General features: G+C 71.5%; 19 protein-coding genes and 1 pseudogene. 7 read left to right on the top strand and 13 right to left on the bottom strand.

The genetic code is table 11. The annotated features are described in order from the left end of the window. The first annotated feature begins 111 nt into the window (after nt 1-111). Entirely contained in the window at nt 112-1098 is a 987-nt protein-coding gene (locus ACFWXQ_RS09975; protein ID WP_383949539.1) for a DMT family transporter, read from the top strand. Nucleotides 1099-1111: 13 nt separating this feature from the next. On the opposite strand, the gene ACFWXQ_RS09970 is transcribed toward ACFWXQ_RS09975, so the two are convergent. The 4 genes from ACFWXQ_RS09970 to ACFWXQ_RS09955 form a co-directional block, all read right to left on the bottom strand. Beyond that, nucleotides 1112-1855, bottom strand: coding sequence for a 3'-5' exonuclease (locus ACFWXQ_RS09970; protein ID WP_383949542.1), 744 nt, complete (start codon nt 1853-1855; stop codon nt 1112-1114). Nucleotides 1856-2005: 150 nt separating this feature from the next. Further along, a complete protein-coding gene (locus tag ACFWXQ_RS09965; RefSeq protein WP_383949545.1) occupies nt 2006-3238 on the bottom strand; it encodes an SAV2148 family HEPN domain-containing protein in 1233 nt (410 codons plus the stop codon). A gap of 102 nt (nt 3239-3340) precedes the next feature. Beyond that, nucleotides 3341-4660, bottom strand: a complete 1320-nt coding sequence (locus ACFWXQ_RS09960) for a copper amine oxidase (RefSeq protein WP_383949547.1) — start codon at nt 4658-4660, stop codon at nt 3341-3343. 100 nt (nt 4661-4760) lie between these two features. Beyond that, nucleotides 4761-5576 (bottom strand): Tat pathway signal sequence domain protein, encoded by an 816-nt coding sequence (locus ACFWXQ_RS09955; RefSeq protein WP_383949550.1) that lies wholly within the window; start codon nt 5574-5576, stop codon nt 4761-4763. 179 nt (nt 5577-5755) lie between these two features. Here ACFWXQ_RS09955 and glgX point away from each other — a divergent pair, with 179 nt between their 5' ends. The 3 genes from glgX (at nt 5756) to ACFWXQ_RS09940 (ending at nt 11871) form a co-directional block, all read left to right on the top strand. Next, nucleotides 5756-7879: a glycogen debranching protein GlgX gene (gene glgX / locus ACFWXQ_RS09950; RefSeq protein WP_383949553.1), complete on the top strand. Its 2124-nt coding sequence runs from the start codon at nt 5756-5758 to the stop codon at nt 7877-7879. Nucleotides 7880-8034: 155 nt separating this feature from the next. Next, the gene (treY, locus tag ACFWXQ_RS09945; protein WP_383949555.1) at nt 8035-10446 is read left to right on the top strand and encodes a malto-oligosyltrehalose synthase; all 2412 of its coding nucleotides are present in this window, start codon (nt 8035-8037) and stop codon (nt 10444-10446) included. Between the two features lie 174 nt (nt 10447-10620). After that, nucleotides 10621-11871: a M14 family zinc carboxypeptidase gene (locus tag ACFWXQ_RS09940; RefSeq protein WP_383949558.1), complete on the top strand. Its 1251-nt coding sequence runs from the start codon at nt 10621-10623 to the stop codon at nt 11869-11871. 90 nt (nt 11872-11961) lie between these two features. On the opposite strand, the gene ACFWXQ_RS09935 is transcribed toward ACFWXQ_RS09940, so the two are convergent. From ACFWXQ_RS09935 to ACFWXQ_RS09925, 3 genes are all read right to left on the bottom strand, one after another. Further along, a complete protein-coding gene (locus ACFWXQ_RS09935; protein WP_383949560.1) occupies nt 11962-12387 on the bottom strand; it encodes an SSI family serine proteinase inhibitor in 426 nt (141 codons plus the stop codon). Nucleotides 12388-12429: 42 nt separating this feature from the next. Next, entirely contained in the window at nt 12430-13833 is a 1404-nt protein-coding gene (locus tag ACFWXQ_RS09930; RefSeq protein ID WP_383949562.1) for a M14 family zinc carboxypeptidase, read from the bottom strand. A 211-nt stretch (nt 13834-14044) separates the two neighbouring features. Beyond that, the gene (locus tag ACFWXQ_RS09925) at nt 14045-14602 is read right to left on the bottom strand and encodes an FHA domain-containing protein (RefSeq protein ID WP_383954529.1); all 558 of its coding nucleotides are present in this window, start codon (nt 14600-14602) and stop codon (nt 14045-14047) included. A gap of 181 nt (nt 14603-14783) precedes the next feature. Here ACFWXQ_RS09925 and treZ point away from each other — a divergent pair, with 181 nt between their 5' ends. Then, nucleotides 14784-16529 (top strand): malto-oligosyltrehalose trehalohydrolase, encoded by a 1746-nt coding sequence (gene treZ / locus ACFWXQ_RS09920; protein WP_383954527.1) that lies wholly within the window; start codon nt 14784-14786, stop codon nt 16527-16529. Between the two features lie 132 nt (nt 16530-16661). Here the strand turns inward: treZ and ACFWXQ_RS09915 are convergent, their stop codons facing one another. The 3 genes and pseudogenes from ACFWXQ_RS09915 to ACFWXQ_RS09905 all read right to left on the bottom strand — a co-directional run. Further along, nucleotides 16662-17591, bottom strand: a complete 930-nt coding sequence (locus ACFWXQ_RS09915) for an aminoglycoside phosphotransferase family protein (RefSeq protein WP_383954525.1) — start codon at nt 17589-17591, stop codon at nt 16662-16664. A 45-nt stretch (nt 17592-17636) separates the two neighbouring features. Further along, nucleotides 17637-18761 (bottom strand): M24 family metallopeptidase, encoded by a 1125-nt coding sequence (locus ACFWXQ_RS09910; RefSeq protein WP_383954521.1) that lies wholly within the window; start codon nt 18759-18761, stop codon nt 17637-17639. Between the two features lie 109 nt (nt 18762-18870). Then, a pseudogene (locus tag ACFWXQ_RS09905) lies at nt 18871-18972 on the bottom strand (LysE family translocator); the annotation flags it as partial. A gap of 122 nt (nt 18973-19094) precedes the next feature. On the opposite strand from ACFWXQ_RS09905, the gene ACFWXQ_RS09900 reads away from it, so the two are divergent. Continuing rightward, nucleotides 19095-19847 (top strand): phosphodiesterase, encoded by a 753-nt coding sequence (locus ACFWXQ_RS09900; protein WP_383954519.1) that lies wholly within the window; start codon nt 19095-19097, stop codon nt 19845-19847. 4 nt (nt 19848-19851) lie between these two features. Here the strand turns inward: ACFWXQ_RS09900 and ACFWXQ_RS09895 are convergent, their stop codons facing one another. Both ACFWXQ_RS09895 and cyc2 read right to left on the bottom strand, forming a co-directional pair. Further along, nucleotides 19852-20511: a PDZ domain-containing protein gene (locus ACFWXQ_RS09895; RefSeq protein WP_383954517.1), complete on the bottom strand. Its 660-nt coding sequence runs from the start codon at nt 20509-20511 to the stop codon at nt 19852-19854. A gap of 83 nt (nt 20512-20594) precedes the next feature. Further along, nucleotides 20595-22781, bottom strand: a complete 2187-nt coding sequence (gene cyc2 / locus ACFWXQ_RS09890) for a germacradienol/geosmin synthase Cyc2 (protein WP_383954515.1) — start codon at nt 22779-22781, stop codon at nt 20595-20597. Between the two features lie 308 nt (nt 22782-23089). Between cyc2 and ACFWXQ_RS09885 the strand changes: the two genes are divergently transcribed. Beyond that, nucleotides 23090-24358, top strand: coding sequence for an endonuclease/exonuclease/phosphatase family protein (locus ACFWXQ_RS09885; protein ID WP_383954513.1), 1269 nt, complete (start codon nt 23090-23092; stop codon nt 24356-24358). A gap of 168 nt (nt 24359-24526) precedes the next feature. On the opposite strand, the gene ACFWXQ_RS09880 is transcribed toward ACFWXQ_RS09885, so the two are convergent. Next, entirely contained in the window at nt 24527-25273 is a 747-nt protein-coding gene (locus ACFWXQ_RS09880) for an ABC transporter ATP-binding protein (RefSeq protein ID WP_383957066.1), read from the bottom strand. Nucleotides 25274-25279 lie beyond the last annotated feature (6 nt).

The raw sequence follows: 25279 nt of genomic DNA, 5'->3' as shown, positions 1-25279 counted from the left end.
TCGCCCCAGTCCTCGTCCCAGGGATCGCGGCGTGCCGATGTAGGGATGCTAAAGGATCGTTTAAGAAGTTGGCTCTGGGCTTCAGGGACGTGGACGGTGCAGGGTGAGCGCGTGCCCGATGCCCGCCGTACCGATGCGGTACTCCTCCTTGTCGCCCTCGTCTGGGGTTCCAGCTATCTGTCCGCCCAGACCGCCACCGCCGTACTGCCCGTACTGGTGGTGCTGTTCGCTCGGTATGCCCTGTCCGCGATCGCCTGTCTCGGTCTCGTCGCCACCGACCGGAAGTCCGGCGGATGGACCCGCGACGAGCTCCGGATCGGCGTGCCCCTGGGGGTCACCCAGGCGGCCGTCCTGGTGGTGGAGACATACGGCGTCGCCCACACGAGTGCCGCGAACGCGGGGCTGATCATCAGCCTGACCATCGTGATCACTCCCCTCCTCGACCGCTCGGGCCACCGCGGCGGCCTCCCGCTGTCCTTCTACGCGGCCGCCGGTGTGTGTCTGCTGGCCGTCGGCCTGCTCATGTCGGGCAACGGCTTCCACGCGCCCCGCCTCGGCGACCTGCTGATGCTCGCCGCGGCGCTGATCCGGGCGGTGCATGTGGCACTCGTCGGCCGGCTCACCGTGAACCGTGCGATCCGCCCGCTGCGGCTGACCACCGTGCAGACCCTTGTCGGCTCGGCTCTGTTCCTGCTGCCCGCGTCCGGCGAACTGTCCACGCTCGCCCACATCGGCTTCGCGGGCTGGGCCCAGCTGCTCTATCTCGCCCTGTTCTGCAGTGTGTTCGCCTTCCTCGCGCAGACCTGGGCGGTCCAGCGCACCTCGGCGAGCCGGGCCAGCCTCCTGCTCGGCACCGAACCGATCTGGGCCGCCGCGGTCGGCATCGCCCTGGCCGGCGACCACTTCACCCCGGTGACAGCCCTCGGCGCGACGCTGCTGATCACGGGAACGTACTGGGGCCAGTCCATCGAACGCACCCACCGCGCCACCGCCCCGCCAGAGGCGCAGCCACCGTCAGAGGCGCGGGCCCCCTCAGAGATCCGCGCCCTTCAGGGGCGCGGGGAACTGCGCGACAAGCCACAACCAACCCGCAGTTGAAGAGCAGCCCCAGCTATCGGCCGCTCCCCGCGGAGCGCCGCCCCACATCGGTCAGGTCCCGCACCGGCCACACCCCGTCCACCACCGCCGTCTCGTCCCCCTTGCGGCGCAGAAAGCTCTGGAAGTCCGCCGCCCATTCCGCGTACCACTCGATCTGGCGGCGGTGCAGCTCCGCCGGGCCGAGGGCGGCGACCTTGGGGTGGCGGGCGGCTATCGCACCGGCGAGACGGGCCGCGGCCAGGGCATCCGCCGAGGCGTCGTGGGCGGAGTCGAGCGCGATGCCGTACTCCGCGCAGACCGCTTCGAGATTCCGCTTGCCGCGGCGGTAGCGGTCCACGGAGCGGTCGATCGTGTACGGGTCGATGACCGGCGCGGGGTCGATTCCGCCGAGCCGGTCGCGCAGTGACGGCAGTCCGTACCGCCGCAGTTCGGCGGAGAGCAGCGTCAGGTCGAAGGCCGCGTTGTACGCCACGACCGGGACGCCCGACTGCCAGTACGAGACGAGGACCGAGGCGATCGCGTCGGCCACCTGGTCGGCGGGCCTGCCGTCGGCCGTCGCTCTTTCGTTGCTGATCCCGTGCACCGCCACCGCGTCCGCCGGGATCTCGACTCCCGGGTCGGCGAGCCATTCGCGGTGCCCGACCGGCTCTGTCCCCCTGACCTCGATCACGGCCCCGGTGACGATGCGCGCCTCGCGCGGATCCGTCCCGGTCGTCTCCAGGTCGAAGCCGACCAGCAATTCCCCGTGCCAACCCATGCCGGCCCCCTTCTTCGTGGTGCGATCCCCCAATGACCTCCACGATCCCATGGGCCACTGACAATCCGACGACCGCATTCCGCTTGATGCTCATCAGGCCGGTCACCCGGCCGACCGGCAGAGCCGGACACGGGCCCGTCCTGGGAGCCGTCAGGACACAGGCCGCGAATCAGCCCAAGCCACCTCGAACTCCTCGCGATACGTCCCGAAAAGCCCTTCTTCGCCGACCTCGTCCGGCTTCAACACCCGTCCCCCGCCGCGCAGCACGAGCACAGGTGCCTCCATCCCGCGCGTCCGCCGCAGATACGACTGCACGACCGCTATGCCGTCCGAGCCGTCCCCGTCGACGAGGTACGCCGTGAAGCGGGGCGTCTCGTCGTAGACCTGGATCTCGAAGGCGCCGGGATCGCGCAGCCGGGCCCGGACCCGGCGCATGTGCAGGATGTTCATCTCGACGGAGCGGCTCAACTCTCCCCGCTTGATGCCCAGTTCACGCTCGCGACGCTTGACCGCGCTGGAGGCCGGGTTCAGGAACAGCAGCCGCACCCGGCAGCCGGACTCGGCCAGCCTCACGAGCCGCCGCCCGGAGAAGTTCTGCACCAGGAGGTTGAGACCGATACCGATGGCGTCCAGTCGGCGCGCTCCGCCGAAGATGTCCTCGGCGGGGAACTGCCGCATCAGCCGCACCCGGTCCGAGTGCACACCCACCACGTCCGCGTACCGGTCGCCGACCAGGTTCTCGACCGCGTCGACGGGGAGCCGGCGTGCGGACGGCACGTCGCTGCCCGCGCCGAGTATTTCCAGGAGCTTCGCCGAGGCGCGCTCGGCCTGGGCGAGGACGGCCTCGGACAGCGCTCTGTTGCGCGAGACGACGTTGCGGGTGACTTCCAGTTCGTCCAGGGCGAGTTCGACGTCCCGGCGCTCGTCGAAGTACGGCTCGAAGCACGGCCAGTGCTGCACCATCAGCTCGCGCAGCTGGGGCAACGTGAGGAAGCTCAGGACGTTGTCGTCGGCGGGGTCGAGCAAGTAGCCCTTGCGGCGGCTGACTTCGCGTACGGCGACGGCGCGCTGCACCCACTCCTGCCCGGCGGGTCCGGCGGCGGCGACCACCCAGTCGTCCTGGCCGTGGACGGGTTCGTAGATCGGGCGCAGAACAGCGGCCACGACCGCGCGCAGCCGCTGTTCGACGAGGTTCAGCCAGATGTAGGCCCGGCCGGCCCGCTGGGCGCGCGTGCGCACCTCGCGCCAGGCGTCGGCGCCCCAGTCGAGCTCCGCTCCGATCTCCATCGGTCGCGCCAGGGACACCGCGCCCGGTGGGGCATCCGTGGAGCTCCCCTCGTGACCGCCGTCACCAGGGGGCAACTCCAGCCCTCCGGACCCCACCCGCGCACCGCCTTCCGCTCCCCCGAGCACTCCCCCAGCCAACGATCAAGGAAGGGTACTCCGGGAGCGGCCGACGGTGCAGCCGGATGGACAGGTCGTTTCTCAACTACCGTTGTCCGGCTTGCCGTTCTGATCGGCCAGCTCCGGCGGAGTGAGCGGATTCATAGCGGTGACGTCACGCGGGGCGATGGAGAAGCCCTGCCAGTGGACCGGCATGGGCTGCTGGTCCTCGTCCCTGGCGACGTGGTGGAAGCCGATGTTCACCCAGGCGACGGGGTGCGTGAGGTTCTGTCCGTTGACCCACTTGTCGACGGACTTACCGGCTCCGGTACCGCAGTTGCGCAGGTTGTTGCTGGCGAACTGCTCGCACTTCTTGTACTGGGTGAAATAGACGTCGTGCTTGGTGAAGCTGCGGCCCGGGTACTTGGAGGTGGCGCCCGGGACGAGTTCGTACGAACGGGCGTGGTCGTCCTTGTTCTTGCCGGTCGTGCTGACCACGCGCCACCAGCGCATGTTCTTGGCGTCGCCCGCGAGTTCCTTGGTGATCGGCTTGCGGGTGGTCTTGTTGCGCGGGGCCTCGCCGTTGGCGGCGGGCGGACTGACCACCGAGTCGTACTGCTCGACCTTGTTCTTGGAGTTGCCGTCGAGGCCGAAGTTGAGCCGCCAGAAGACGTTGTGGCTGTGGCTGGTGGCGTACGCCTTGGCGCCCTTGCCGATCGGCCAGCCGCGGCCGTCACCGGCGTCGTAGTCACCGGGCGAGAGGCTGCCGGTGGCGCCGACGTTCATGTTGATCGCGCCGTCGTCCGAGAAGCGCCACTCGGTGATGTACTCGTACCAGCCGACCTGGTTGACGGTGTAGACGAGCAGGTCCTTGCCCTGCTGCTGGAAGACCTTGCTCGCCGAGTCGCCCTGCATACGGTAGGCGTGGCCGCGCGAACGGGTCGTGGTGCACAGGCCCTTGACGTTCGGGTGCTCCGGGTCCCAGGCGTCCGGGACCTTGACCGTCTTGATGGTGCCGCCGGGGCACTCGCCGGGGGCCATGTCCATCAGGCCCTGGCCGAATCCGGCGCCGGTGAGGTCGTCGTACTCGACCGAGCCGTCGTCGTAGGGGACGTGGATCTGGGCGAGCTTCGCGCTCGTCAGGACACGTATGGGGGCCGCTTCGCCCTTGGGCTGGTACGAGACGTTCTCCAGGACGAGCCCGGCCTCGGTCTCGTAGTGCCAGCACATCGACCACTTGGTGCCGGTGGTGAGCGTCTGCTCGATCTTGTACGCCGCGCTGCAGTCGGCGGCCGCCGCGGGGGCAGCCTTGGGCTGGGCGACGGCCGGTCCCGCGGCCGTGGTGGCGCCGACGGTCAGGGCGGCCACCGAGAGGCCCACCGCCGTCCGCCTGCGGGCGCGACCGATGTTGTTCACGCGCATGAAGAAATGACTCCCTTGCACAAGCAGGAAAGTTGGAAAGGTGAACCGACTCCCGGTGCTCCGAGGCCGGTGAACGCGAGAGGCCGAACGGAAGGGAAGGTCAGCCGACCTTGGCGATCTTCCGGGCGCTCAGATCGACGACCAGGTCACGGCTGTCGATCCAGGGACCGTTCTTGGCCTTCACGAAGAGCCGCAGGCAGCGGTGCTTGCCGCAGTCGGCGAGAGCCGCGGGCGTACCGGCGTTCGCCCGGTAGACCATGCTGTTGAGCAACAGCTGGTCGGGAGTGGTCAGCTCCTTGCCGGTGGCGTCCTTGAAGTCGGCCTTCAGACCGGCGCCGAGCCGGTCGGCGATCAGGAGCTGCGCGGCCTCGACGGTCTCGGCACGGCTGAGCGGCGGCTGGACACCGCGCTGGGTGTCGGTCCCTTCGACCTTGCCGGTGTCGAGGTTCACGGTCTTGGTGACGAGCGAGTCGTCCTTGTAGTCGTAGAACGACACCTCGGCGCGGCGCGGCGCGTTCGGGTCGTCCAGTTCGCTCTCGTCGGGCTCGGCGAGGTCGACGGTGATCCGCTGGGGACCCTTGTCGCCCTCGACGTTCTCGCTGCTGCGGAACAGCTGCTGGTCGAGGGCGAGCTTCTCGACACGCTCGGTCTCGTCGTCGGTGAGCGGGTCGCGTCCCTTGCCCTTGTCGCCCTCGGCCGGGGCGTCCTCGACGACGCCGGGCTGCACGGCCCCCTGAGCCTGGTCCTGGCTCTGTCCGGCCTGCTGGGAGGTCTGGCCCGCCCCGTTGCCGCCACCGGAGTCGTCGGCGCCCGCCGAGCCCGGCAGGGTGACCCCGACCATGACGGCGGTCCCGGCGACCGCGATGGCCGCACCCGCCACCACCTTGCCCAGATGGCGGTGCACTATCGTGCGCACATTTCCCCCTACTCCCCCTGCATCTCTAGGAGTCGCTCGAGTCCCACTGGTTCGGCATACCGCGTATGCACTGGTCGCTCGGTAAGAGGGACGTAAGTCATAGGTGGTTCCATCACTTTCGGGGAGACTCGGGCGGGAGTCGCCCCCGGCGACGCCGTACAACTGGAAGAGTTGCATCCATGCAGGTCTGGCCTGGACAGGCGTACCCACTCGGTGCCACGTACGACGGCGCCGGTACCAACTTCGCGGTCTTCTCGGAGGCCGCCGACCGGATCGAGCTGTGTCTGCTGCACGACGACGGCTCGGAGACGGCGATAGAGCTGCGCGAGACCGACGCGTTCGTACGGCACGCGTACCTGCCCGGCATCATGCCGGGCCAGCGGTACGGCTTCCGTGTGCACGGTCCGTACGCGCCCGAGCGGGGGCAGCGCTGCAACTCCGCGAAGCTGCTGCTCGACCCCTACGCGAAGGCCATAAGCGGCGGCATCGAATGGGGCGAGGAGGTGTACGGCTACCACTTCGGGTCGCCGGGCAGGCGCAACGACCTGGACTCGGCGCCCCACACGATGAGTTCCGTGGTGGTCAACCCGTACTTCGACTGGGGCGACGACCGGCGCCCGCGCACCGAGTACCACCACACGCTCCTGTACGAGGCCCATGTGAAGGGCCTGACGATGCGGCACCCGGGGCTGCCCGACGAGCTGCGCGGCACATACGCGGCGCTCGCCCACCCCGCCATCATCGAACACCTGACCGAACTGGGCGTCACGGCACTGGAACTGATGCCCGTTCACCAGTTCGTGAACGACCACCGTCTGGTCGACATGGGCCTCAACAACTACTGGGGCTACAACACCATCGGTTTCTTCGCCCCGCACAACGCGTACGCCTCCTGGGGCGACCGCGGACAGCAGGTCCTGGAGTTCAAGTCCGCTGTACGGGCACTGCACGAGGCCGGTATCGAGGTCATCCTCGACGTGGTCTACAACCACACCGCCGAGGGCAACCACCTGGGGCCGACGCTGTCCTTCAAGGGGCTCGACAACGCCTCGTACTACCGGCTGACGGACGATCCCCGCTACTACATGGACACCACGGGGACGGGCAACTCGCTGCTCATGCGCTCCCCGCACGTGCTCCAGCTGATCATGGACTCGCTGCGCTACTGGGTCACCGAGATGCACGTCGACGGGTTCCGCTTCGACCTGGCGGCGACCCTGGCCCGGCAGTTCCACGAGGTGGACCGGCTGTCGTCGTTCTTCGACCTCGTGCAGCAGGACCCCGTGGTCTCCCAGGTGAAGCTGATCGCCGAACCCTGGGACGTCGGCGAGGGCGGCTACCAGGTGGGCAACTTCCCGCCCCTGTGGACCGAGTGGAACGGAAAGTACCGCGACACCGTACGGGACATGTGGCGCGGCGAGCCGCAGACGCTCGCGGAGTTCGCGTCCCGGCTCACGGGCTCCTCGGACCTCTACCAGGACGACGGGCGGCGCCCGCTGGCATCCATCAACTTCGTCACCTGCCACGACGGGTTCACGCTGCACGACCTGGTGTCGTACAACGAGAAGCGCAACGACGCGAACGGCGAGGACAACCGCGACGGCGAGAGCCACAACCGGTCGTGGAACTGCGGGGCCGAGGGCGACACCGACGACCCGGAGGTCCTGGAACTGCGGGCGCGCCAGATGCGCAACTTCACCGCGACGCTGATGCTCTCCCAGGGCGTGCCGATGCTGAGCCACGGCGACGAGTTCGGGCGCACGCAGAGCGGCAACAACAACGCGTACTGCCAGGACAACGAGCTGTCCTGGGTGCCGTGGCCCGAGAACACCGAGGGCGAGGGCGACGCCGCGCTGCTGGAGTTCACCCGCGCGATGGTCTGGCTGCGCCGGGACCATCCGGTGTTCCGGCGGCGCCGGTTCTTCCACGGCCGGCCCGTGGAGGGCACCCACGACGAGCTGTCGGACATCGCCTGGTTCACCCCCGAGGGCGAGGAGATGACCCAGCGCGACTGGAACTCCACGCAGGCGCGGGCCCTGTCGGTGTTCCTCAACGGCAACGCGATCTCGGAACCGGGGCCGCGCGGTGAGCGCATCGGCGACGACTCGTTCCTGCTGATGTTCAACGCCTCGCCGAAGACCCTGGAGTTCGTGGTGCCGGTCAACCACGGGCGCCAGTGGCAGGTCGTCGTCGACACGGCGCGGCCGTCCGGCCTGGAACGCGGCACAGGCGCGAAGGTCCAGGCGGGCGACCGCCTGTCCTTGGTCGACCGAAGCATGATGGTGCTGCAGCGACCGGCGTAGACGGACAGACAAGCTCCGGTGGCACCCCGCGCCCTTCAGGGGCGCGGGGAACTGCGCGCTCAGCCACAGCGAACCCGCACCTTCAAACGGCGCACCCCGCGAAGGGCAAGCGTGTCGATGACACAAACCGCCCCCGGGCGGGTACGTAGGTTCCCATGACACCTGAGCGTCCCGACCCGGTGGCCCCCGCCGCGCCGACCGCCACCTACCGGCTCCAGCTGCAACCGGAGTTCCCCTTCGGGGCGGCCGAGGCGGCCGTCCCGTATCTGGCCTCGCTCGGCGTCTCGCATCTGCATCTGTCGCCGGTCCTGGAGTCGGTTCCGGGTTCGGCGCACGGCTACGACGTCGTGGACCACGCGCGCGTGCGGGACGAACTCGGCGGCGAGACGGGGCTGCGGTCCCTTTCGCGCTCCGCGCGGGAGCACGGTCTTGGCCTCGTGGTGGACATCGTGCCGAACCACATGGCGATGACCCCGCGCCACAACCACGCCCTGTGGGAGGTCCTGCGCGAGGGCCCGGACTCGCCGTACGCGCGCTGGTTCGACATCGACTGGCGGGCCCACGAGGGGCGCGTACTGCTGCCGGCGCTGGGGCAGCCGCTCGGCGCGGAGATCAGCGCCTTGGAGGTCGACGGGGACGTCCTGCGCTACTACGACCACGTGTTCCCGCTGCGGGCCGGCACGGAGAAGCTGCCGCTGCCCCGGCTGCTGGACGCGCAGTGGTACCGCCTGGGGTGGTGGCGGCTGGCCCGCACCGAGCTCAACTACCGGCGGTTCTTCAGCATCTCGGAGCTCATCGGGGTGCGCGTGGAGGACCCGGAGGTGTTCGCGGCCACGCACGGGAAGATCCTCCAGCTGCTGGACGAGGGCGTGGTGGAAGGGCTGCGGATCGACCACCCGGACGGCCTCGCCGACCCCGACGCGTACCTCCGCCGTCTCCACGAGGCGACGGGCGGGCGCTGGACGGTCGTCGAGAAGATCCTCGCGGACGGCGAGCCGCTGCCCGCCGCCTGGCCGGTCGCGGGCACCACCGGATACGACGCGCTGCGGCACGTGGACGGCCTTTTCACGGACCCGGCGGGCGCGGGGGAACTCCTCGGCCAGTACCGGCGTTTCGCGGCCCCCCAGGCCGATCGTGGGGGCGTCTGGGAGGCGACCGTGCGGCGGGCCGCGTACAAGGTGGTCCATCACGAGCTGGCCGCCGAGGTCGACCGGCTCACGCGCGAGGCGGACCGCCTGTGCCGCACCTCGCCCGACACCGCGCTGCGCGACCGCGCCACCTGGGCCCTGCGCACCGCGCTGCGGGAGCTCCTCGTCCGCATGGAGGTCTACCGGCCCTACACCTCCGGGGACGCCGCGACGGTCGTCACCGAGGAGGCCGCGGACGAGTCGCGCCAGGCCTTCCAGGTGCCCGAGGAGGCCCAGGCGGTCGATCTCGTACGGGACCTGGTGCTCGGCCGGATCGGCGAGGGACCCGAGTACGAGGCGTTCCGGGCGCGGTTCGCGCAGACCGCGTCGGCGCTGCGGGCCAAGTCCGTGGAGGACACCGCGTTCTACCGGTACGTTCCGCTGCTGTCGGCGACCGAGGTGGGCGGCGAACCGGGGTCCCCGGGCGTGTCCCCGGAGGACTTCCACGCGTACTGCGCGCGCGTGCAGCGCGACTGGCCCGCCACCGGCACCGTCCTGTCCACGCACGACACGAAGCGCAGCGCCGACGTACGGGCGGCGATCTCGGTGCTCACGCAGATGCCGTCGCGCTGGGCCGACCTGCTGGCCGAGGTGACCGGGTGGACGGCGGCCGAAGGGGTCGGCGCGCCGGATCCGCAGGTGGCCTGGGCCGCGTGGCAGACGGCGGTCGGGCTCGGTCCCGCGGCCGGGGAGCGGCTCCAGGGCGCGCTGCTGAAGCACGTCCGCGAGGCGGGCCTCGGCACCTCGTGGACCGAGCAGGATCCCGCGTACGAGGCCGCCGTGGCGGAGTTCCTGAAGGCGGGGCCGTGCGGGACGCCGGGGCAGCTGGTGGCGGGGTTCAGGAGTTCCGTCGAGCCGCATGTGCGCGCGAACGTCCTGGGGGCCGCGCTGGTCCATCTGACGATGCCGGGCGTGCCGGATCTCTACCAGGGCACGGAGGTCGAGTACCGGGCTCTGGTGGACCCGGACAACCGGCGGCCCGCGGACTTCCCGCCGGTCGACCCGGACGGCCTGTCCGCCGAGAAGGCCGCGCTCACCGGGGCCGCGCTGCGGCTGCGCGGGCGGCGGCCGGCCGTCTTCGGTGAGTCGGCGACGTACACGCCGCTTCTCGCGGAGGGTCCTGGCGCCGCGCACTGTGTGGCGTTCGTGCGCTCCGGGGAGGTGGTCACGGCCGTGACCCGGCTGTCGCTGCGCCTGGAGGAGGCGGGCGGCTGGCGCGACACGGTCCTGGCGCTGCCCGCGGGGCGGTGGGCGGACCCGCTCGCTCCGGGACGGGAGTTCACGGGGCACGCGCGCGTGGAGGAGCTTTTCGGACCGTTGCCCGTGGTGCTGCTGGAGCGGATCGACGACTCCGGTGCCGGCTCCGGGGCGAGCGGCTGACCGGCGGCTCCCCGGCGGAGGGCACGGGCCGCGCGTGCCGTCCGGGGGTGAATTGCCCCCCGGCTACCGGTAAATGCTGCTGGGCGCTCCCCGGTGGCGCCCCTTCACGTCCTTGACAGTTCCTCCGGTCCGTGGAGTACTGCGGATTGCGACGCCGGGCGGACCTAGTCGGGGGTGAGTCTCCTGCCGGAGCTGCGCTACCCCAGTGTGACCGAAATCGTCTCCTCGGCCCGGGCGTTGGCGGCCCACCGGCCGGGCCTCTGTTCGCTCAGACAGGTCGGTTCCTCGCGCGCCGGCCGGCCGCTGCACCTGCTCTCCCTGGGCCACGCCGCGCGCTCGGTGCTGGTCGTCGCGGGCGCCCACGCCAACGAGCCCACGGGCGGCTCCACCCTGCTGTCGCTGGCCGAACGGGTGCTGCGCGAGCGGGAGTTGCGGGCCGACACCTCCTGGCACTTCCTGCTCTGCGCGGACCCGGACGGCGCCAGCCTCCATGTGACGCCGGCGCCGCGCACCCTGCTCGACTACCACCTCGGCTTCTTCCGCCCGGCGGGCCCCGAGCAGCCCGAGTGGTCGCCGTCGGTGCTGCCGCCCGACCGGCTGCCTCCGGAGACGCGGGCCCTGACCCGGGTCATCGACGAACTGCGCCCCTACCTCCAGGTGACCCTCCACGGAACGGATCTCGGCGGCAGCTGGGTGCAGTTGACCAAGGACGTCCCGGGTCTCGCCGAACCGTTCGCCAAGTCCGCGGCGGAGCTGAACATCCCGGTGGAGACGGGCGCCTCGGACGCCGCCGGCTGGCCCGCCTCCGGACCGGGTGTGCATGTGATGCCCGCCCCGGGCTCGGACCTGGCGTACCCGAGCATGCCGGACGACGCCCGGCACAGCACCTGGTACCACGCCCACCGGTACGGCGGTCTGACCGCGGTCGTCGAGGTGCCGATGTGGGCGAGCGACCTGGTCGACGATCCCGCGCCGCATCCCGCCCCTGCGGCGGCGCTGCGACGTCTGGCGCGTCGCCTCCTCCAGGACGCGATCCAGGTCGAGAGCGTCCTCGCCGAGGTGCTGCCGCGCCTTCCCGGGCCGGACGGACCCCTGCTGCGCGCCGCCAAGTGGGCGCTGGAGCTGGTGCCGGGGCTGGCGGGCGACTGGGCGCAGACGCCGCCCGCGGACTCGACGATGGCGTACGTGGGCAGCGTGGACGCGTTCGGCCGACGGCTCCCGCTGCGGGCCGCGGCGATGCTCCTGCGGGTCCTCCAGGAGACCGACGACCGCGCCGCACCCCCTCTGGAGCGCCTGGTCGCGTCCTGGAGCGAGGCCTTCGCGGAGCGCTTCAGGGCGCGCTGGGTGCCGCTGGAGCACCAGGTCGAACACCAGAGCCGCACGGTGGTGGCGGCGGCCCGGCACGCCAGGGACCGGGCGGCGTGAGGCACGCGCGCGTGAGGGCTGCTTCCTGCGGCACACGCGCATGCCTGGCGGTGGGCTCGCGCGCGTGCCCGGCGGTTCGGTGCGAACGGCTCAGTCCGACAGGGCGAACACCGATCCCGTGCGCGCCGCCATCACACAGGAGTTGGAGTGGGTCTCCTTGTAGGTGATCGCACGGCCGCCCCACTCCCCGCGCGCGGAGGTGGTCACCGGCGCGTAGATCATCGGGCAGTAGACCTCCTTGGGCGGGATGCGGCCGATGTCGCCGCCCGCGGCCCGGAGTTCCGCGCAGGCCCGTGCCGCGTGCGCGTGGCCCTGGGGCGGGTCGCACAACAGCAGCGTGCCGCGCGTGTCGCTGGAGCGGGCGTCGCCGCGGGTGACGGTGACGTAGAGCCAGTTGCCCGCGATCCGCTCCGGGGGCGCCGCCGCCCGGGCCGGCACCGAGCCCGCCACGAGGAGGGCGCAGACGGTCAGCAGACAGGCCCGTACGGCGGCCCTCGCTTTGTGAGTGTTCGTCATTGCCTGTGCATCGGCACACGAGGCCCCGAGGCCCACCCCGACTCACTCGAACGGCACTTCGGCCCTCCTCGGGGGCGTGCCGAGCGGACTCGCGCCGGGCGGCGGGACGGGTGCCTGGTGCCGGGCCAGGTCGAACGCGGCGAGCACCACGCGCGCGTGGTACTCGACCTGCCGCGCCACCGGGATCCAGCGGGCCCCGTGGCCGTCGTGGTAGTCCGCGCACCACTCGTCGATGAGCCGGTCGAGGTCCGCCGTGGCGCCGGACGGGTCCTGCCCGGCGGCGGTCACCAACTGGCGCAGCAGCCCCGCCGTGCGCAGCGCTATCCGCCGCCCGGAGATGCGCAGCGCGGTCAGCCGGGCGGTGTCGAGCGGCGGCAGCGGACGCGCGCCGCCGTCCGCGTCGGTGTCCGGACCGGTGTCGGGGTCCCAGGAGTCGGCGAGGCCGGGGCCGACCAGTAAATAGTCGTCGACCGGCGCGAGGAGACGGTCCGCGTCCCGAGCCGTGTCCAGGGAGGGGCGGATACGGGCCAGCAGGACCTCCAGAAGGGCCGTGTCGCGCCGCAGCGTGCGGCTGACGGCCCGCAGGGCCCCGTCGGTGTCCGCGGGCGCCGAGCCGTCCCCCACGGCCGCCACGCCCCACATGGGCGCCTCGACGACGGCGGTCACCGTGCCGTACGCGTGCGGGTGGAACCAGGTGGACTCGACGGCCGCCTCCGTGATGGCCGCGGCCAGGTCGCCGCGACGCGGGGGCGGGATCCGGTAGACCGCGGGCCCGAGGCTGGGCCAGTACAGCGTGTCGTACGGGCCGAGTTCCAGTGGGATGCCCAGGCGCCCCGCGATGTGCGCGAGGCGCGGCGCGAGGCCGGGCAGGTCGCGGGTCAGCTCGACGAAGCCGCCGCCCACGTCGACACCGTGCAGGGAGCACTGGAAGAAGGGCCGCAGTTCGTCCTGGAGGGCGAGCAGGGCGCGGGTCTCCGGCAGGGCGGCCGCCGCCGCTCCGTCGGGCAGCCACTCGGGCTGTTCGAGGAAGCCGGGGCGGAAGAAGTGCCGGAAGTAGTGGCCGAGGGTGTACGGGCCCGACAGCCAGCCCTCGTTGCGGCGGGCGCCGTCGGGGTCGAGGCACAGCAGGAGGTTCCAGGTCACGTCGGCGCCGTCGCACAACCGGGGGTCGGCGAGGGCCCGTTCGGCGAGCCGCAGGGCGGTGGCGCCGCCGACCGGCTCGTTGGCGTGGGGTCCCGCGACGACCAGGGCCTGCCTGCTGCCGTGTCCGACGGACAGCAGCAACAGGGGCAGTCCGGCCCGTGACGTGCCCACTTGGCGCAGCCGGGCGTCCCGTGGGCGGCGGTCGACGAGCGCGGCCGCCCGCACGCCAAGCTCATCGACGGACAGGTAGCGGAGGAGTGGCGGCAGCGTATTGACCTCCGCTGTGAAGAGCCATCGGTTCACTAGGTGTGCATGGCGTACGCACAGTGAGTCACGACTACGGAGGTACGTCAACACCACGGCAGAGGCGAAACGTTCACATCAGCCGGGTCGACCCGGCAGAGACTTCAACTTCGCGCCCCTCCAGGGGCGCGGGGAACTGCGCGACCAGCCACAGCGGACCCGCAGCCGACGAACCGGCAGCCGCAGGACCGCCCTCCCGCACAGCGAAGCGTCAGTCCGCAGCAAGCCGAAACGCCATCCGCCCAAAACTGACCTGGTCCCCGACCTGGACAACGGCGGCCCCGATCACCCGCCGCCCGTTCACCGACGTGCCATTGGTCGAGCCCAGATCCCGCAGCACCCACATCCCGCCCTGGCGGATGAGTTCGGCGTGCACCCGGGACACCGTCTCGTGGCTGAGCCGAAGACCGCTGGCCGGGTCGCGCCCGATGCGCAGCGGATACCGGTTCTCCGGCCGCGGCAGCAGCAGCTTGGGAAGCTTCTCGGCCTGCCACGCCCTGCGCAGCCGCACGGTGAAGCCGGAGACCGCCTCGACCGCGCCGAACAGCGCCCGCGACCAACGGTTCTCCGTCTGCAGGTCGGCGGTGAGCGCGGCGAGTTCGTCCAAGGTGCGGGCGGCGAAGGCGAGTTCCATCCGCTGTACGAACGTGTCGTGGGAGAGCCTTCCCAGGGCGACGCCCTCCCGCAGCACCCTCAGCGCCCGGTCGCGCTCGGCGTCCGACAACCGCGCGGGAGCGGGATAGGTGTGGAACTCGGAGGACGACGTCACGCAGCCGATTGTCTGGCAGCACGGCCGGAGTGTCCAGAAAACGCAGCACTTCAGAGCAGTACCTACGTCGGATCCGGTCCTTTCAAGTCGTTGGATCCGGAGGATTCGAAGGTGAATTGATCTCGTTTGACGCACCATGGGACCGGCGACGTCACGGTGAGCAGACGAGGGAGAACCGTCCGTGCAGTTCGAGGTGTGGGCACCACAGGCCGACCGCATGACGCTCCACTGCGCGGACACCACGCGCGCGCTGGAGCCCGATCCGGAGCGCGTGGGGTGGTGGACGGGAGAGGCCGAGGCGCAGGACGGGACGCGGTACGGGTTCGCGGTGGACGACGGCCCCGTGCTGCCCGATCCGCGCTCGCGCCGGCAGCCGGACGGGCCCGACGGGCTGAGCGCGGTCGTCGACCACGAGCGGTACGCGTGGCGTACGGAGTGGGCGGGGCGCGGGCTGCCGGGCGCCGTGCTGTACGAGCTGCACGTGGGCACGTACACCCGCGAGGGGACCCTGGACGCGGCCGCCGGGCGGCTCGGGCATCTGGTGGAACTGGGCGTGACGCACGTCGAGTTGATGCCGCTGTGCCCGTTCCCGGGGCGGCACGGCTGGGGGTACGAGGGCGTGTCGCTGTGGGCGGTGCACGAGCCGTACGGCGGTCCCGAGGCCCTGAAACGCTTCGTCGACCGGGCGCACGAGCTGGGCCTCGGTGTCGTCTTGGACGTCGTGCACAACCACCTGGGGCCGTCCGGCAACTATCTGCCCGCCTTCGGGCCGTACTTCACGGAGACGCACCACACGCCCTGGGGCTCGGCCGTGAACCTGGACGCGCCCGGTTCGGACGAGGTGCGTGCGTTCCTGCTCGGCAGCGCGCTGGCGTGGCTGCGCGACTACCGGTTCGACGGGCTGCGCCTGGACGCCGTGCACGCGCTGCACGACACGCGCGCGTGCCACTTCCTGGAGGAACTGTCGGCCGCCGTGGACACGTTCTCCGAGGAGCAGGGCCGCCCGCTGTTCCTGATCGCCGAGTCGGACCTGGCGGACCCGCGGATCATCACGCCCCGCAAGGAGAACGGGCTCGGGCTGCACGCGCAGTGGAACGACGACTTCCACCACGCGCTGCACACCGCGCTGACCGGTGAGGCGCAGGGCTACTACGCGGACTTCGGCCGGTCCCCCCTCGCCTCGGTCGCCAAGACGCTGACCTCGGGCTTCTTCCACGACGGTACGTATTCGAGCTTCCGCGGTCGCCGGCACGGCCGCCCGCTGGACCTCACGAAGGTCTCCGCACACCGCCTCCTGGGGTACACGCAGACCCACGACCAGATCGGCAACCGCGCCCAGGGCGACCGGCTCTCGGCGTCCCTCTCCCCCGGCCTGCTGGCCTGCGCGGCCGCGCTGACGCTGACCGGGCCGTTCACGCCGATGCTGTTCATGGGCGAGGAGTGGGCGGCGGGCACGCCCTGGCAGTTCTTCACCGACCACACGGATCCCGAACTCGCGGAGGCCGTACGCCGGGGCAGGCGCCGGGAGTTCGCGGCGCACGGGTGGGCCGAGGAGGACGTTCCCGACCCGCAGGACCCCGCCACCCGTAACCGCTCCTGCCTGGACTGGGCCGAACCGGAGAACGGGCTCCACGCGCGCGTGCTCGACTGGTACCGCGAACTCATCGCCCTGCGGCACACCCAGCCGGACCTCTCCGATCCCGACCTCGCGGACGTCAAGGTCGCCTTCGACGAGCGCACCCGCTGGCTCGCCTTCCGGCGCGGTGACGTCCGGGTGGCCGTGAACCTCGGCAAGGACCCCGCGGCGATCCCCCTCGGCACCCGGCCGGCCCGCGTACTGGCGGCGTGGGAGCCGGTGGAGGTGCCGGGCGAGGACGGGGTGCTGAGCCTGCCGGGCGAGTCGTGCGTGGTGCTTCTGCAGGCGTGACGGGCGCGGCGGGCGGGGCGCCGACGGGGCCGACGGGGATGGTGCCATCCGGCGCCGGGGTCACGTAAACGCTTGCGCAAGCGTTTACGCGCGCCGCCCCCGGCCCACCCCCGGCCCAGTTCTCGAACTCCCTTACAGCGTCTCGTCCGTCTCGTCCCGCAGTTCCGTGACCCGTTCCAGGAGGATCGCCTCCCAGGAGCGCCGCAGTTGGGAGCGGAGGAGCGGCAAGGGGCTGTTGTCGTGGTTGCGGAGGCGGTCGGCGAGGCGGGTGAGGGTGTCGCAGCGGGCGAGCCACAGGCCGCGCAGACAGGGGCGGGCGCCGTAACCGGCGAGGGTGGCCGCGCGGACGGCGGCGGGGGCTCCGACGGCGAGGGCGAGGCCCGCGATGTCCTCGGCCGGGTCGCCGACCACCGCGTCGGTCCAGTCGAGGACGCCGCGCACGCGCCCGTCGGCGCTGACCACGAGGTGCTCGCCCTTGAGGTCGTGGTGGACGAGGAAGGCGGCGCCGGGCTGCGCGGCGAGCTGACCGGCCGCGGGCACGGTCAGCTGCTGGAGCCGGGCGGGGTCGAACTCGTCGGCGGCGGCGAGCTGTTCGGCGGCGCGTTCGGCGGCGGTCCGGAGCACTTCGAGGGACCGGGGCGCGGCCCGGGGCACCCCGAACGCCTCCGCCTGGCGCACCGGCACCTCGCGCAGCCCCGTGAGCAGTCCCGCCAGGTCGGCCTCGCCCACGGCGGAGACGTCCTGCCGCTCGCCGGAGCCGCCCGGGATGAGCGTGTCGAGCGTGTACGTCAGACCGCTCGCCCACTCGCCGTGCGCGATGCTCACCGGCACGGAGACGCCGATGTGGGGGCGCACCAGGTCGCGCAGCCGCAGTTCGCGCCGCTGGCGCAGGGCGGCCTCGCGGTCCGGGGCGAGCCGCAGCACATGGCGTGCGCCCACGAACCAGGTGGAGTGCTCGCCGCCCTCGGCGACGGGCCGGATCTCGGGCCCGCCGCCGTCCGGAAGGAGGGAGCGTACGAGGCGTCGCACGGTGTCCGCGGTGGGTGTCGTTGCCTGGGTCATGGTCGCGCCGTCTGCCGTTCGGGGTCCGGGTCTCCTGGGGGGTGGTCAGTGCACGACGGCCAACTCCCGGGAGGTGTTGTTGAGGCGGCGTCCGCCGTCCTCGGTGACCGTCACGATGTCCTCTATCCGTACGCCGAAACGGCCCGGCAGATAGATTCCGGGCTCTACGGAGAAGCACATCCCGGGCACGAGCGGCTGTTCCTCGCCCTCGATCATGTAGGGCGGTTCATGGGTGGTGACGCCGATGCCGTGCCCGGTGCGATGGATGAAGCGGTCGCCGTACCCGGCCTCGGTGATGTGCGCGCGGGCGACCCGGTCGACGTCCTGGCAGGCGATGCCCGGCCGTACGGCCCGGAACGCCGCCTCCTGGGCCTCGCGGACGACGTCGTGGACCCGCCGCTCCTCGGCGCTCGGCTCGCCGACGTGCACGGTGCGGGAGGTGTCGGAGCCGTAGCCGTGCTTCAGTCCCCCGAAGTCGAGGACGACCATGTCGCCGTTCTCGATGACGCGTTCGCCCGCCTCGTGGTGCGGGTTGGCGCCGTTCGGTCCCGACCCGACGACCGTGAAGTCGACCTGTGAGTGCCCGAACCGCCGCAGCAGGCCGGCGAGATCACCGGCGACCTCCGACTCGCGGCGACCGGCGAAGGAGACCTTGAGGATCTCCTCGTACGTCGCGTCGGCGGCCTCTCCCGCCGCAGTCAGCCGCTCCAGTTCCGCCGCGTCCTTGACTGCCCGGAGCATCGGCAGGCCCTCGGTGAGGGAGACGTACGAGGTGCCGGGCAGTGCCTTCTGGAGGCCCAGCAGATGCAGCGCCCAGGCGTTGTCGCTGACCACGAAGCGGCCCGAGGCGTCGAGGAGCGGGGCCGTCGTCGCGTGCGGGTCCTTGCCGTCGGTCCAGTCGCGCAGGGTCAGCGCGGGCGCGCCCGCCGCCTTCTCGGCGTCCGGGGCCTCCAGGGTGGGCACGACGAGCACGGGGTCCTGTCCGGGGGCGAGCACCAGCAGGGTGAGCCGCTCGGTGGCCGCGGGCGGGGCGTAGCCGGTGAGCCAGACGAGGTCGGGTCCGGGTGCGACCAGTACCCCGGCGAGCCCCGCGTCGGCGGCGGCCCGCGCGGCGCGCTCCATCCGTGCCTGGTAGTCGTCGGCGGTGAAGGGCGCGGGCGTGCCGGTCATCCGGGCCTCCGTGGGTCATAAGGGGCTACGGGCAGCATCCTGCCCGGACAGCGGGGGCGGCGCGAGCCGGTCGGCGCGACTTTCGCGACGGCGCCTTCCGGTGACGGCATCAGCTCTCCAGCCTGCGCCGCACGCCGGCCCGGGACAGCACGGTCTTCATCCGGCCGACGAACCAGACGTACAGGCCGTAGTAGCCGATCTCGTAGCCCGCATCGTGGCCCGGTGGAGGGAGCGCGGCCAGACATCCAACGATCCCCGATTGCCCAACCATTAGTTCTAATGCTTGGATACGCTCAAGCCATTAAGTGCCACCCAGGGGAGGCGGAAACCACCATGCTCGTGCTCGCGCACATCAGCGACCTGCATCTCGACGGGACCGGGCGGGCGACGGAGCGCGCCGAGCGGGTGCGGGACCGGCTGTGGGAGCTGCCGGGTCCGGTGGACGCCCTGCTGGTCACCGGGGACATCGCGGACCACGGGACGGAGGCCGAGTACGAGGAGGCCGCGCGCATCCTGGGCCTGCGCGACCGCGGCGCCCCCTTCCCCGTACTGACGTGTCCGGGCAACCACGACAGCCGCGCGCCCTACCGCAAGGCACTGCTCGGCGAACCGGCGGGCGACGGGCCGGTCAACAGCGTGCGGGTCTTCGACGACGCGGCCGTCCTGATGTGCGACTCCAGCGTGCCGGGCAGCGACGAGGGAGAGCTGGACGAGGAGACGTACGCCTGGATCGAGGAGACGCTCGACGAACTCGACGGGCTGCCTGCGCTGCTCGCCTTCCACCACCCGCCGGTGGCACTGCACCATCCGCTGCCGGACGCGTACCGGTTGCGCCGGCCGTCGGCGCTGGCCGCGCTGCTGGCGCGCAGGAGCGAGGTCGCCGGGATCATCACCGGGCACGCCCACACGCCCGCGGCCACGACGTTCGGCGGGCGGCCGCTCGTTGTCGGGCCCGGAGTGACCTGGACGCTGCGGCTGCCGTGGGAGGGCGAGGGGACGGCGGACCGGGAGGCGCCTCCCGGATTCGCCTTCCATGTGCTCGACGACGAGGGCCGGTTGACGAGCCACTTCCGGGTGGCCGGTTGACCCGTCAGGTGACGACGCCGGGGGTCACCGACAGCTGCTGGTAGCCGCCGCTCGCGTGCCGCAGTGTGAGCCTGACCGCCGTGCCGGGGCGCGCGGCGGCGACGGCCCGCGCGAGGTCGGCGGCCGAGTCGACACGGGTTCTGCCGAGGACGAGCAGGACGTCACCCCGTACGAGACCCGCGGTGTAGCCGGGCCCGGGGACGTGCACGCCGACGAGGAGCGCGCCCGGGCCGTTGGGGGCGTCGACAGCCTCCACGCCGAGGGTGGGCCGCTCCTGGGGCGAGTCGTTCCGCGGATCCCGGGACGGATTCTTCGACGAGGCGGAACTCCCCGCACCCGGGGCCGACTTGGAGCCGCCGGGCCCCTGAGCCGGGCCCTCCGCCGACCCTTGCGGCGGGCCGGAAGCCCCGGGGGCGCCGCCCGCTCCACCGGCCTCCCTCTGCAGGTCGGCCAGCTTGCTCATCCCGATCACCGTGGCGCCCACGGTGCCGAGGCCGATCCCCGACAGCACGAGGACCGCCCCGACGAACAGGCTGAACAGCAGGGTCATGAGCCGTCGCCCGCGCCGGCGTGCGGCGTGCGGGCGGCGGACCGTGCCGGGCGGGCGGCCGCCGCCCGGCTCCCGGCCCGGCATCGGCTTGGGACGCAACGCGGTCTGTTCCATGGATCATCGCCTCCGGCCAGAGCCCTACCCTCCGCACCGGCGCATCACGATCCTCGAACGGGTGATGCGATGCGGCGGCTCTGTCAGAGCGCGCCGATCGACGCCCTCTGCCGACTTGTGGCGACCGGCAGGCCCGGGAGCTGTCCCGGTACGAAGCCGTGGGCGCGGCGGGCCAGGTCGGCGGCCCCGTAACGGCGGCAGTCGTAGTGCCACTTCAGGATGCCGGCCATCCAGTTCTGCAGTTCGACCACATAGCCCTCCAGGATCTCGCGGGCCTCGTCGGAGAGCTGGAAGTCCTCGTAGAGGAGAGGGAACTCGTTGGCGGCGACATGCTGGAACTGCTTCATGCGCTGGGTCATGAGGTCGTGGACGACGCCGAGTGCCGTCGGGTAGTCGCAGCCGAAGAAGTTCTGCACGACGAGGATCAGGTTGTGCACCTCTCCCTCGTACTCGATCTCCTTCTGGTACGAGAAGACGTCGTTGATGAGCATCCCGTAGTCGATCGCGGCGTTCTCCAGCGAACGGACCGGACCGCTGCGGTAGACCTCGGGAGGCACCGCCGGGCCGTGGCCCAGGCGGCACAGGCTCTTGGTGAGGTCGGAGCCGAAGGTGGCGCGACGCATCTCCAGGAAGTCGACGGGGTCGGGGATGCGGTTCTGGAGCTGGTTGGACAGCTCCCACACCCAGCTCTCGGTCATCACGTCCACCGAGGCCCGGAAGGTGCGGCGCGCCTCCGGGGTCATCGTGACCGTCGTGCGCCGCCACAGATCGGCGAGGGCCCGCTCCATCGCGTTGGCCGGGGGCGGGATCTCATCCCCCTCGATGGGCATACAGGCGGAGAGCCGCTCGGTGCACAGCTTCGCCGCGGCCACGTCACGCCGGTGCCCGAACACCATCGGGTAGTAGTCGTCGCCGTACGTCCCCCACACGAGCCACTGCGCGCTGAGGTCCAGCGCCTCCGGCGTACCGTCGGGATCGAGGCCCGCCGAGCACAGCGGCAGGTCGTAGGCGGCGAGCTTGTCCTCGTCCCAGACGCCCTCCTCCAGGATGCCCATGCTGTGGGCCCACGGCGTGATGCGCTGCCGTGCCCCGTCCAGATCGGCGTTGAGCCGGACCTGGAACGGCATGTAGAAATCGGGGAGTTGGGAGGGTCCCACCTTCTGGTACGGCACATGGGTGTACGCGCGCAGCCGCTCGGCACCGGCGGCGGCGAGCAGCGCCCCCACGTCGGCGGCGGAGGTGCCGGGACCGGTGAGGCCGCTCAGCGGTGAGCTCGTGAGCGCCCCCTCGTTCATGTAGCGGCTCGACCGCAGGTGCCACTCGTGGCCGCCCGACTGCCAGTCCTGCAGCCCCTGCGCGTACGCGCCGATCGCGCGGACCTCGTCCGGTGTGAGGCCCTTGTCCAGGGCCAGCGCGGGCACTTCGGTGAGCGCGGTGTGCTCGAACTGGTGCAGCCGCGAGGTGAGGACGTCGTTGACCGTGTCGGCGGCCTGCTGGGTGGTGCAGCCGAAGAAGGTCTCCAGGACGAGCACGCCATTGCTCAGCTCGCCCTCGTCCTCGACCTCCCGCTGGTAGGAGAAGAGGTCGTTGCGCAGGTGCACCGCGTCGGAGAATGTCTCCATGAGCACGCGCAACGGCCTTGTGCCGGCGACGGGTTCGGGGATCTCGGCCGTCGCGTACTCCACGAGCCCGGCCGACCAGGGGGCGCCGCCGACCTTGCGGCGCATCTCGATGTACTCGACGGGGTTGGCGATCCGCCCCTCGTTGATGTTGGACAGCTCCCACATCGACTCGTTGAGCAGATGCTCGGTGGACTCGGCGAACCGCTTGCGCCAGCCCAGGGACATCGAGGGAACCGTGCGCGCCCAGAGGTCGGCGAGTCCGGCCTCGACCGGATTCTGCGGCTCGGGCACCGGGGTCGACAGGTCGAGCGGCATGAAGAGGGGGAGCCGGTCCAGGTAGTCCTTGCCGCCGGAGCGGTCCTGGCTGCGCTTGAAGGTCTCCAGGAAGTGGTCGTCGAAGAAGAAGACCCACACGTACCAGTCGGTGATGAGCGAGAGGGCCGGTCCGTCGCACTCCGGATGCGTGTACGCGCACAACAGGCCGTAGTCGTGCGCGTCGAGGTCGGCCTGCTCCCAGATACCGGAGCCCTCCAGCATGCCCATCCCGCGCGCCCACTCGCTCGAATGGGCACGCGCCTCGTCGAGATGCGGGTTCAGCCTCGCGGGATACGGCATGTAGAAGTGCGGGAGTTCGAACGGCTGCGTCATGGCCCGGCCCTACCCGCGGCCTCCGACCTGCATCCGTACGGCGGCACATGATCGCACCATCGCGTGAACAGATGAGTGTCTGGAGGCGGTTCGGGGAAAGGTGTGCTGTTCCGCGGGCCTGCGGGCGGGCTCAAGAGTGTGCTGTGAACCCGTACGACGTGCGTACACCAGGGCGTCGACCGTCCGAAAGCCCCGCTTCACCGCGGTCCGTGAGTCCCCGGCAGACCCTTGTGCCACCTGCGTCTACGCGCGCAGACTACGGGAGTTCACGTGCCCTCCTCGTCTCTCCTCCCTCCCCCGGAGTACCGATGAACCACCCCAGACCGCACGGCCCGTCGTTCTCCCGCCGCACCGCGCTCGCCGGTCTCACAGGAGCCGCGCTGGCCGGCACGACGGCGTTCGGCGCCTCCGCCTCCGCTTCCGCGGGCACCTCCCGGCGTGCCGTCCGCTTCGCCACCTTCAACGCCTCGCTGAACCGCGGCACTCAGGGCGCCCTCGTCACGGACCTGTCCACGCCGGACAACCAGCAGGCCCGCAATGTCGCCGAGACGATCCAGCGGGTCGACCCCGACGTGCTGCTGATCAACGAGTTCGACTACGACGAGGACTGGACCGCGCTCCGGCTCTTCCAGCGCAACTACCTGGCCGTGGGCCAGAACGGCGCGAAGCCGGTGCGTTTCCCCTACCGCTTCACCGCGCCCGTCAACACGGGTGTCGCCACCGGGCTGGACCTCGACGGCAGGAACGGCGCCGTCACCACGCCGGGTTCCGATGCGTACGGGCAGGACGCCTTCGGGTACGGCTGGTTCCCGGGCCAGTACGGCATGGCCGTCCTCTCCAAGTACCCGATCGACGTCCGGGCGGCCCGTACCTTCCAGCACTTCCTGTGGAAGGACATGCCCGGCAACGTCATGCCGGAGGGCTACTACAGCGCGGAGGCCACGGCGATCCTGCGGCTGTCCTCCAAGAGCCACTGGGACCTGCCGGTCCGGCTCGGCCACGGCTCCTCCTCCACCGTGCACTTCCTCGTCTCGCATCCCACCCCGCCCACCTTCGACGGGGCCGAGGACCGCAACGGGCGGCGCAACCACGACGAGATCCGGCTGTGGGCGGACTACATCGGGGGGCGGCGGCGCGGGTCGTACCTGTACGACGACCGGGGTGTACGGGGCGGATTGCGGGCCGGGGCCCGGTTCGTGATCGCGGGTGACCTCAACGCCGATCCGTTCGACGGGGACAGTTACGACAACGCGGTGCGGCAGTTGCTCGACCACCCGGCTGTGCGGGAGCCTGGCGTGCCGCCCTCGTCTCGTGGTGGCGTGGAGGCGTCCCGGCTTCAAGGGGGTGCCAATGCCTCGCATGTCGGTAACCCGGCGTACGACACCGCGGACTTCGGTGACACCGCGCCCGGCAATCTCCGTGTCGACCATGTCATTCCGTCCCGTGGGCTGATCCCGGCCGGCAACGGGGTCTTCTGGCCCACGTCCGGCGATCCGCTCTACCGGCTGGTCGGCAACGGGACGGTGGTTCCGACGTCGGACCACCGGATGGTCTGGCAGGACGTCCGACTGGGGTGACGGGACCCTTTTTCGCCCCCGCCGCCCCTACCCATTCCCGTCACTTCCTCAGGGGCTCCGCCCCCGAACCCCCAAAAGACTGCGCAGTTCCCCGCGCCCCTAAAAACCTAGGGGCGCGGGGAACTGCGCGATCAGCCACAACGAACCCGCACCCGAAAACCCACCCCCTCACCCCCGTACCGCCCTCCCCACCTCCGCCCGCAAGCTCACGAACTCCGGCAGCCCCCGTGTCGCGATCTGGTCGCGCTTGCCCGGGAGGGTGACGGGGAGGTCGAGGACGATCCGGGAGGCGGGGCCGGACGAGAGGACGACCACGCGGTCCCCCACGTACACGCTCTCGTCGATGTCGTGCGTGACGAACACGATCGTCGGCCCCTCCGTCTGATGCACCTCAAGGAGGAGGTCCTCAAGGTCCTCGCGCGTCTGGGCGTCGAGGGAGCCGAAGGGCTCGTCCATGAGGAGGAGGGAGGGCCGGCAGACGAGCGCGCGGGCGATCGCGACGCGTTGTTGCATGCCGCCGGAGAGCTGCCAGGGATGCCGCCGCCCGGCGCCGGGAAGCCCCACCCGTTCGAGCATCCGCTCGGCCTCGTCCCGCCGCTCGGCCCGCCCGAGGCCCCGCCGTCGCAGGGGAAGGGCGACGTTCTCCCGGACGGACAGCCAGGGGAAGAGCGACCGCCCGTAGTCCTGGAAGACGACGGCGAGCCGGTCGGGCACACCGGTGACGGGCTCCCCGTCGACGCTGACGGAGCCCTCCCGCACCGGCTGCAGCCCCGCGATGGTCCGGAGCAGTGTCGACTTGCCGCACCCGGACGGCCCGACGACACAGAGGAGTTGACCGTCGGGAACGGTGAGCGTGATGTCGTGCAGGACGGGATGATCGCCGTACCACTGGCCGAGCGAGTCGAGACGGAGCATGCGGGG

Origin of the sequence: Streptomyces sp. NPDC058697 (assembly GCF_042715345.1) — a bacterium.
In the GTDB taxonomy this organism is placed as follows: Bacteria; Actinomycetota; Actinomycetes; order Streptomycetales; family Streptomycetaceae; genus Streptomyces; species Streptomyces liliifuscus.
The sequence above is the reverse complement of the archived record's forward strand: the minus strand, read 5'-3'. Positions and strand labels throughout refer to the sequence as shown.

What these genes read in the sequence shown, in the direction of transcription:
- ACFWXQ_RS09970 (WP_383949542.1), bottom strand. Translation starts at nt 1,855, where the DNA reads ATGGGTTGGCACGGGGAATTGCTGGTCGGCTTCGACCTGGAGACGACC.
- ACFWXQ_RS09960 (WP_383949547.1), bottom strand. Translation starts at nt 4,660, where the DNA reads ATGCGCGTGAACAACATCGGTCGCGCCCGCAGGCGGACGGCGGTGGGC.
- glgX (WP_383949553.1), top strand. Translation starts at nt 5,756, where the DNA reads ATGCAGGTCTGGCCTGGACAGGCGTACCCACTCGGTGCCACGTACGAC.
- treY (WP_383949555.1), top strand. Translation starts at nt 8,035, where the DNA reads ATGACACCTGAGCGTCCCGACCCGGTGGCCCCCGCCGCGCCGACCGCC.
- ACFWXQ_RS09935 (WP_383949560.1), bottom strand. Translation starts at nt 12,387, where the DNA reads ATGACGAACACTCACAAAGCGAGGGCCGCCGTACGGGCCTGTCTGCTG.
- ACFWXQ_RS09915 (WP_383954525.1), bottom strand. Translation starts at nt 17,591, where the DNA reads ATGACCCAGGCAACGACACCCACCGCGGACACCGTGCGACGCCTCGTA.
- ACFWXQ_RS09910 (WP_383954521.1), bottom strand. Translation starts at nt 18,761, where the DNA reads ATGACCGGCACGCCCGCGCCCTTCACCGCCGACGACTACCAGGCACGG.
- ACFWXQ_RS09900 (WP_383954519.1), top strand. Translation starts at nt 19,095, where the DNA reads ATGCTCGTGCTCGCGCACATCAGCGACCTGCATCTCGACGGGACCGGG.
- ACFWXQ_RS09895 (WP_383954517.1), bottom strand. Translation starts at nt 20,511, where the DNA reads ATGGAACAGACCGCGTTGCGTCCCAAGCCGATGCCGGGCCGGGAGCCG.
- cyc2 (WP_383954515.1), bottom strand. Translation starts at nt 22,781, where the DNA reads ATGACGCAGCCGTTCGAACTCCCGCACTTCTACATGCCGTATCCCGCG.
- ACFWXQ_RS09885 (WP_383954513.1), top strand. Translation starts at nt 23,090, where the DNA reads ATGAACCACCCCAGACCGCACGGCCCGTCGTTCTCCCGCCGCACCGCG.
- ACFWXQ_RS09880 (WP_383957066.1), bottom strand. Translation starts at nt 25,273, where the DNA reads ATGCTCCGTCTCGACTCGCTCGGCCAGTGGTACGGCGATCATCCCGTC.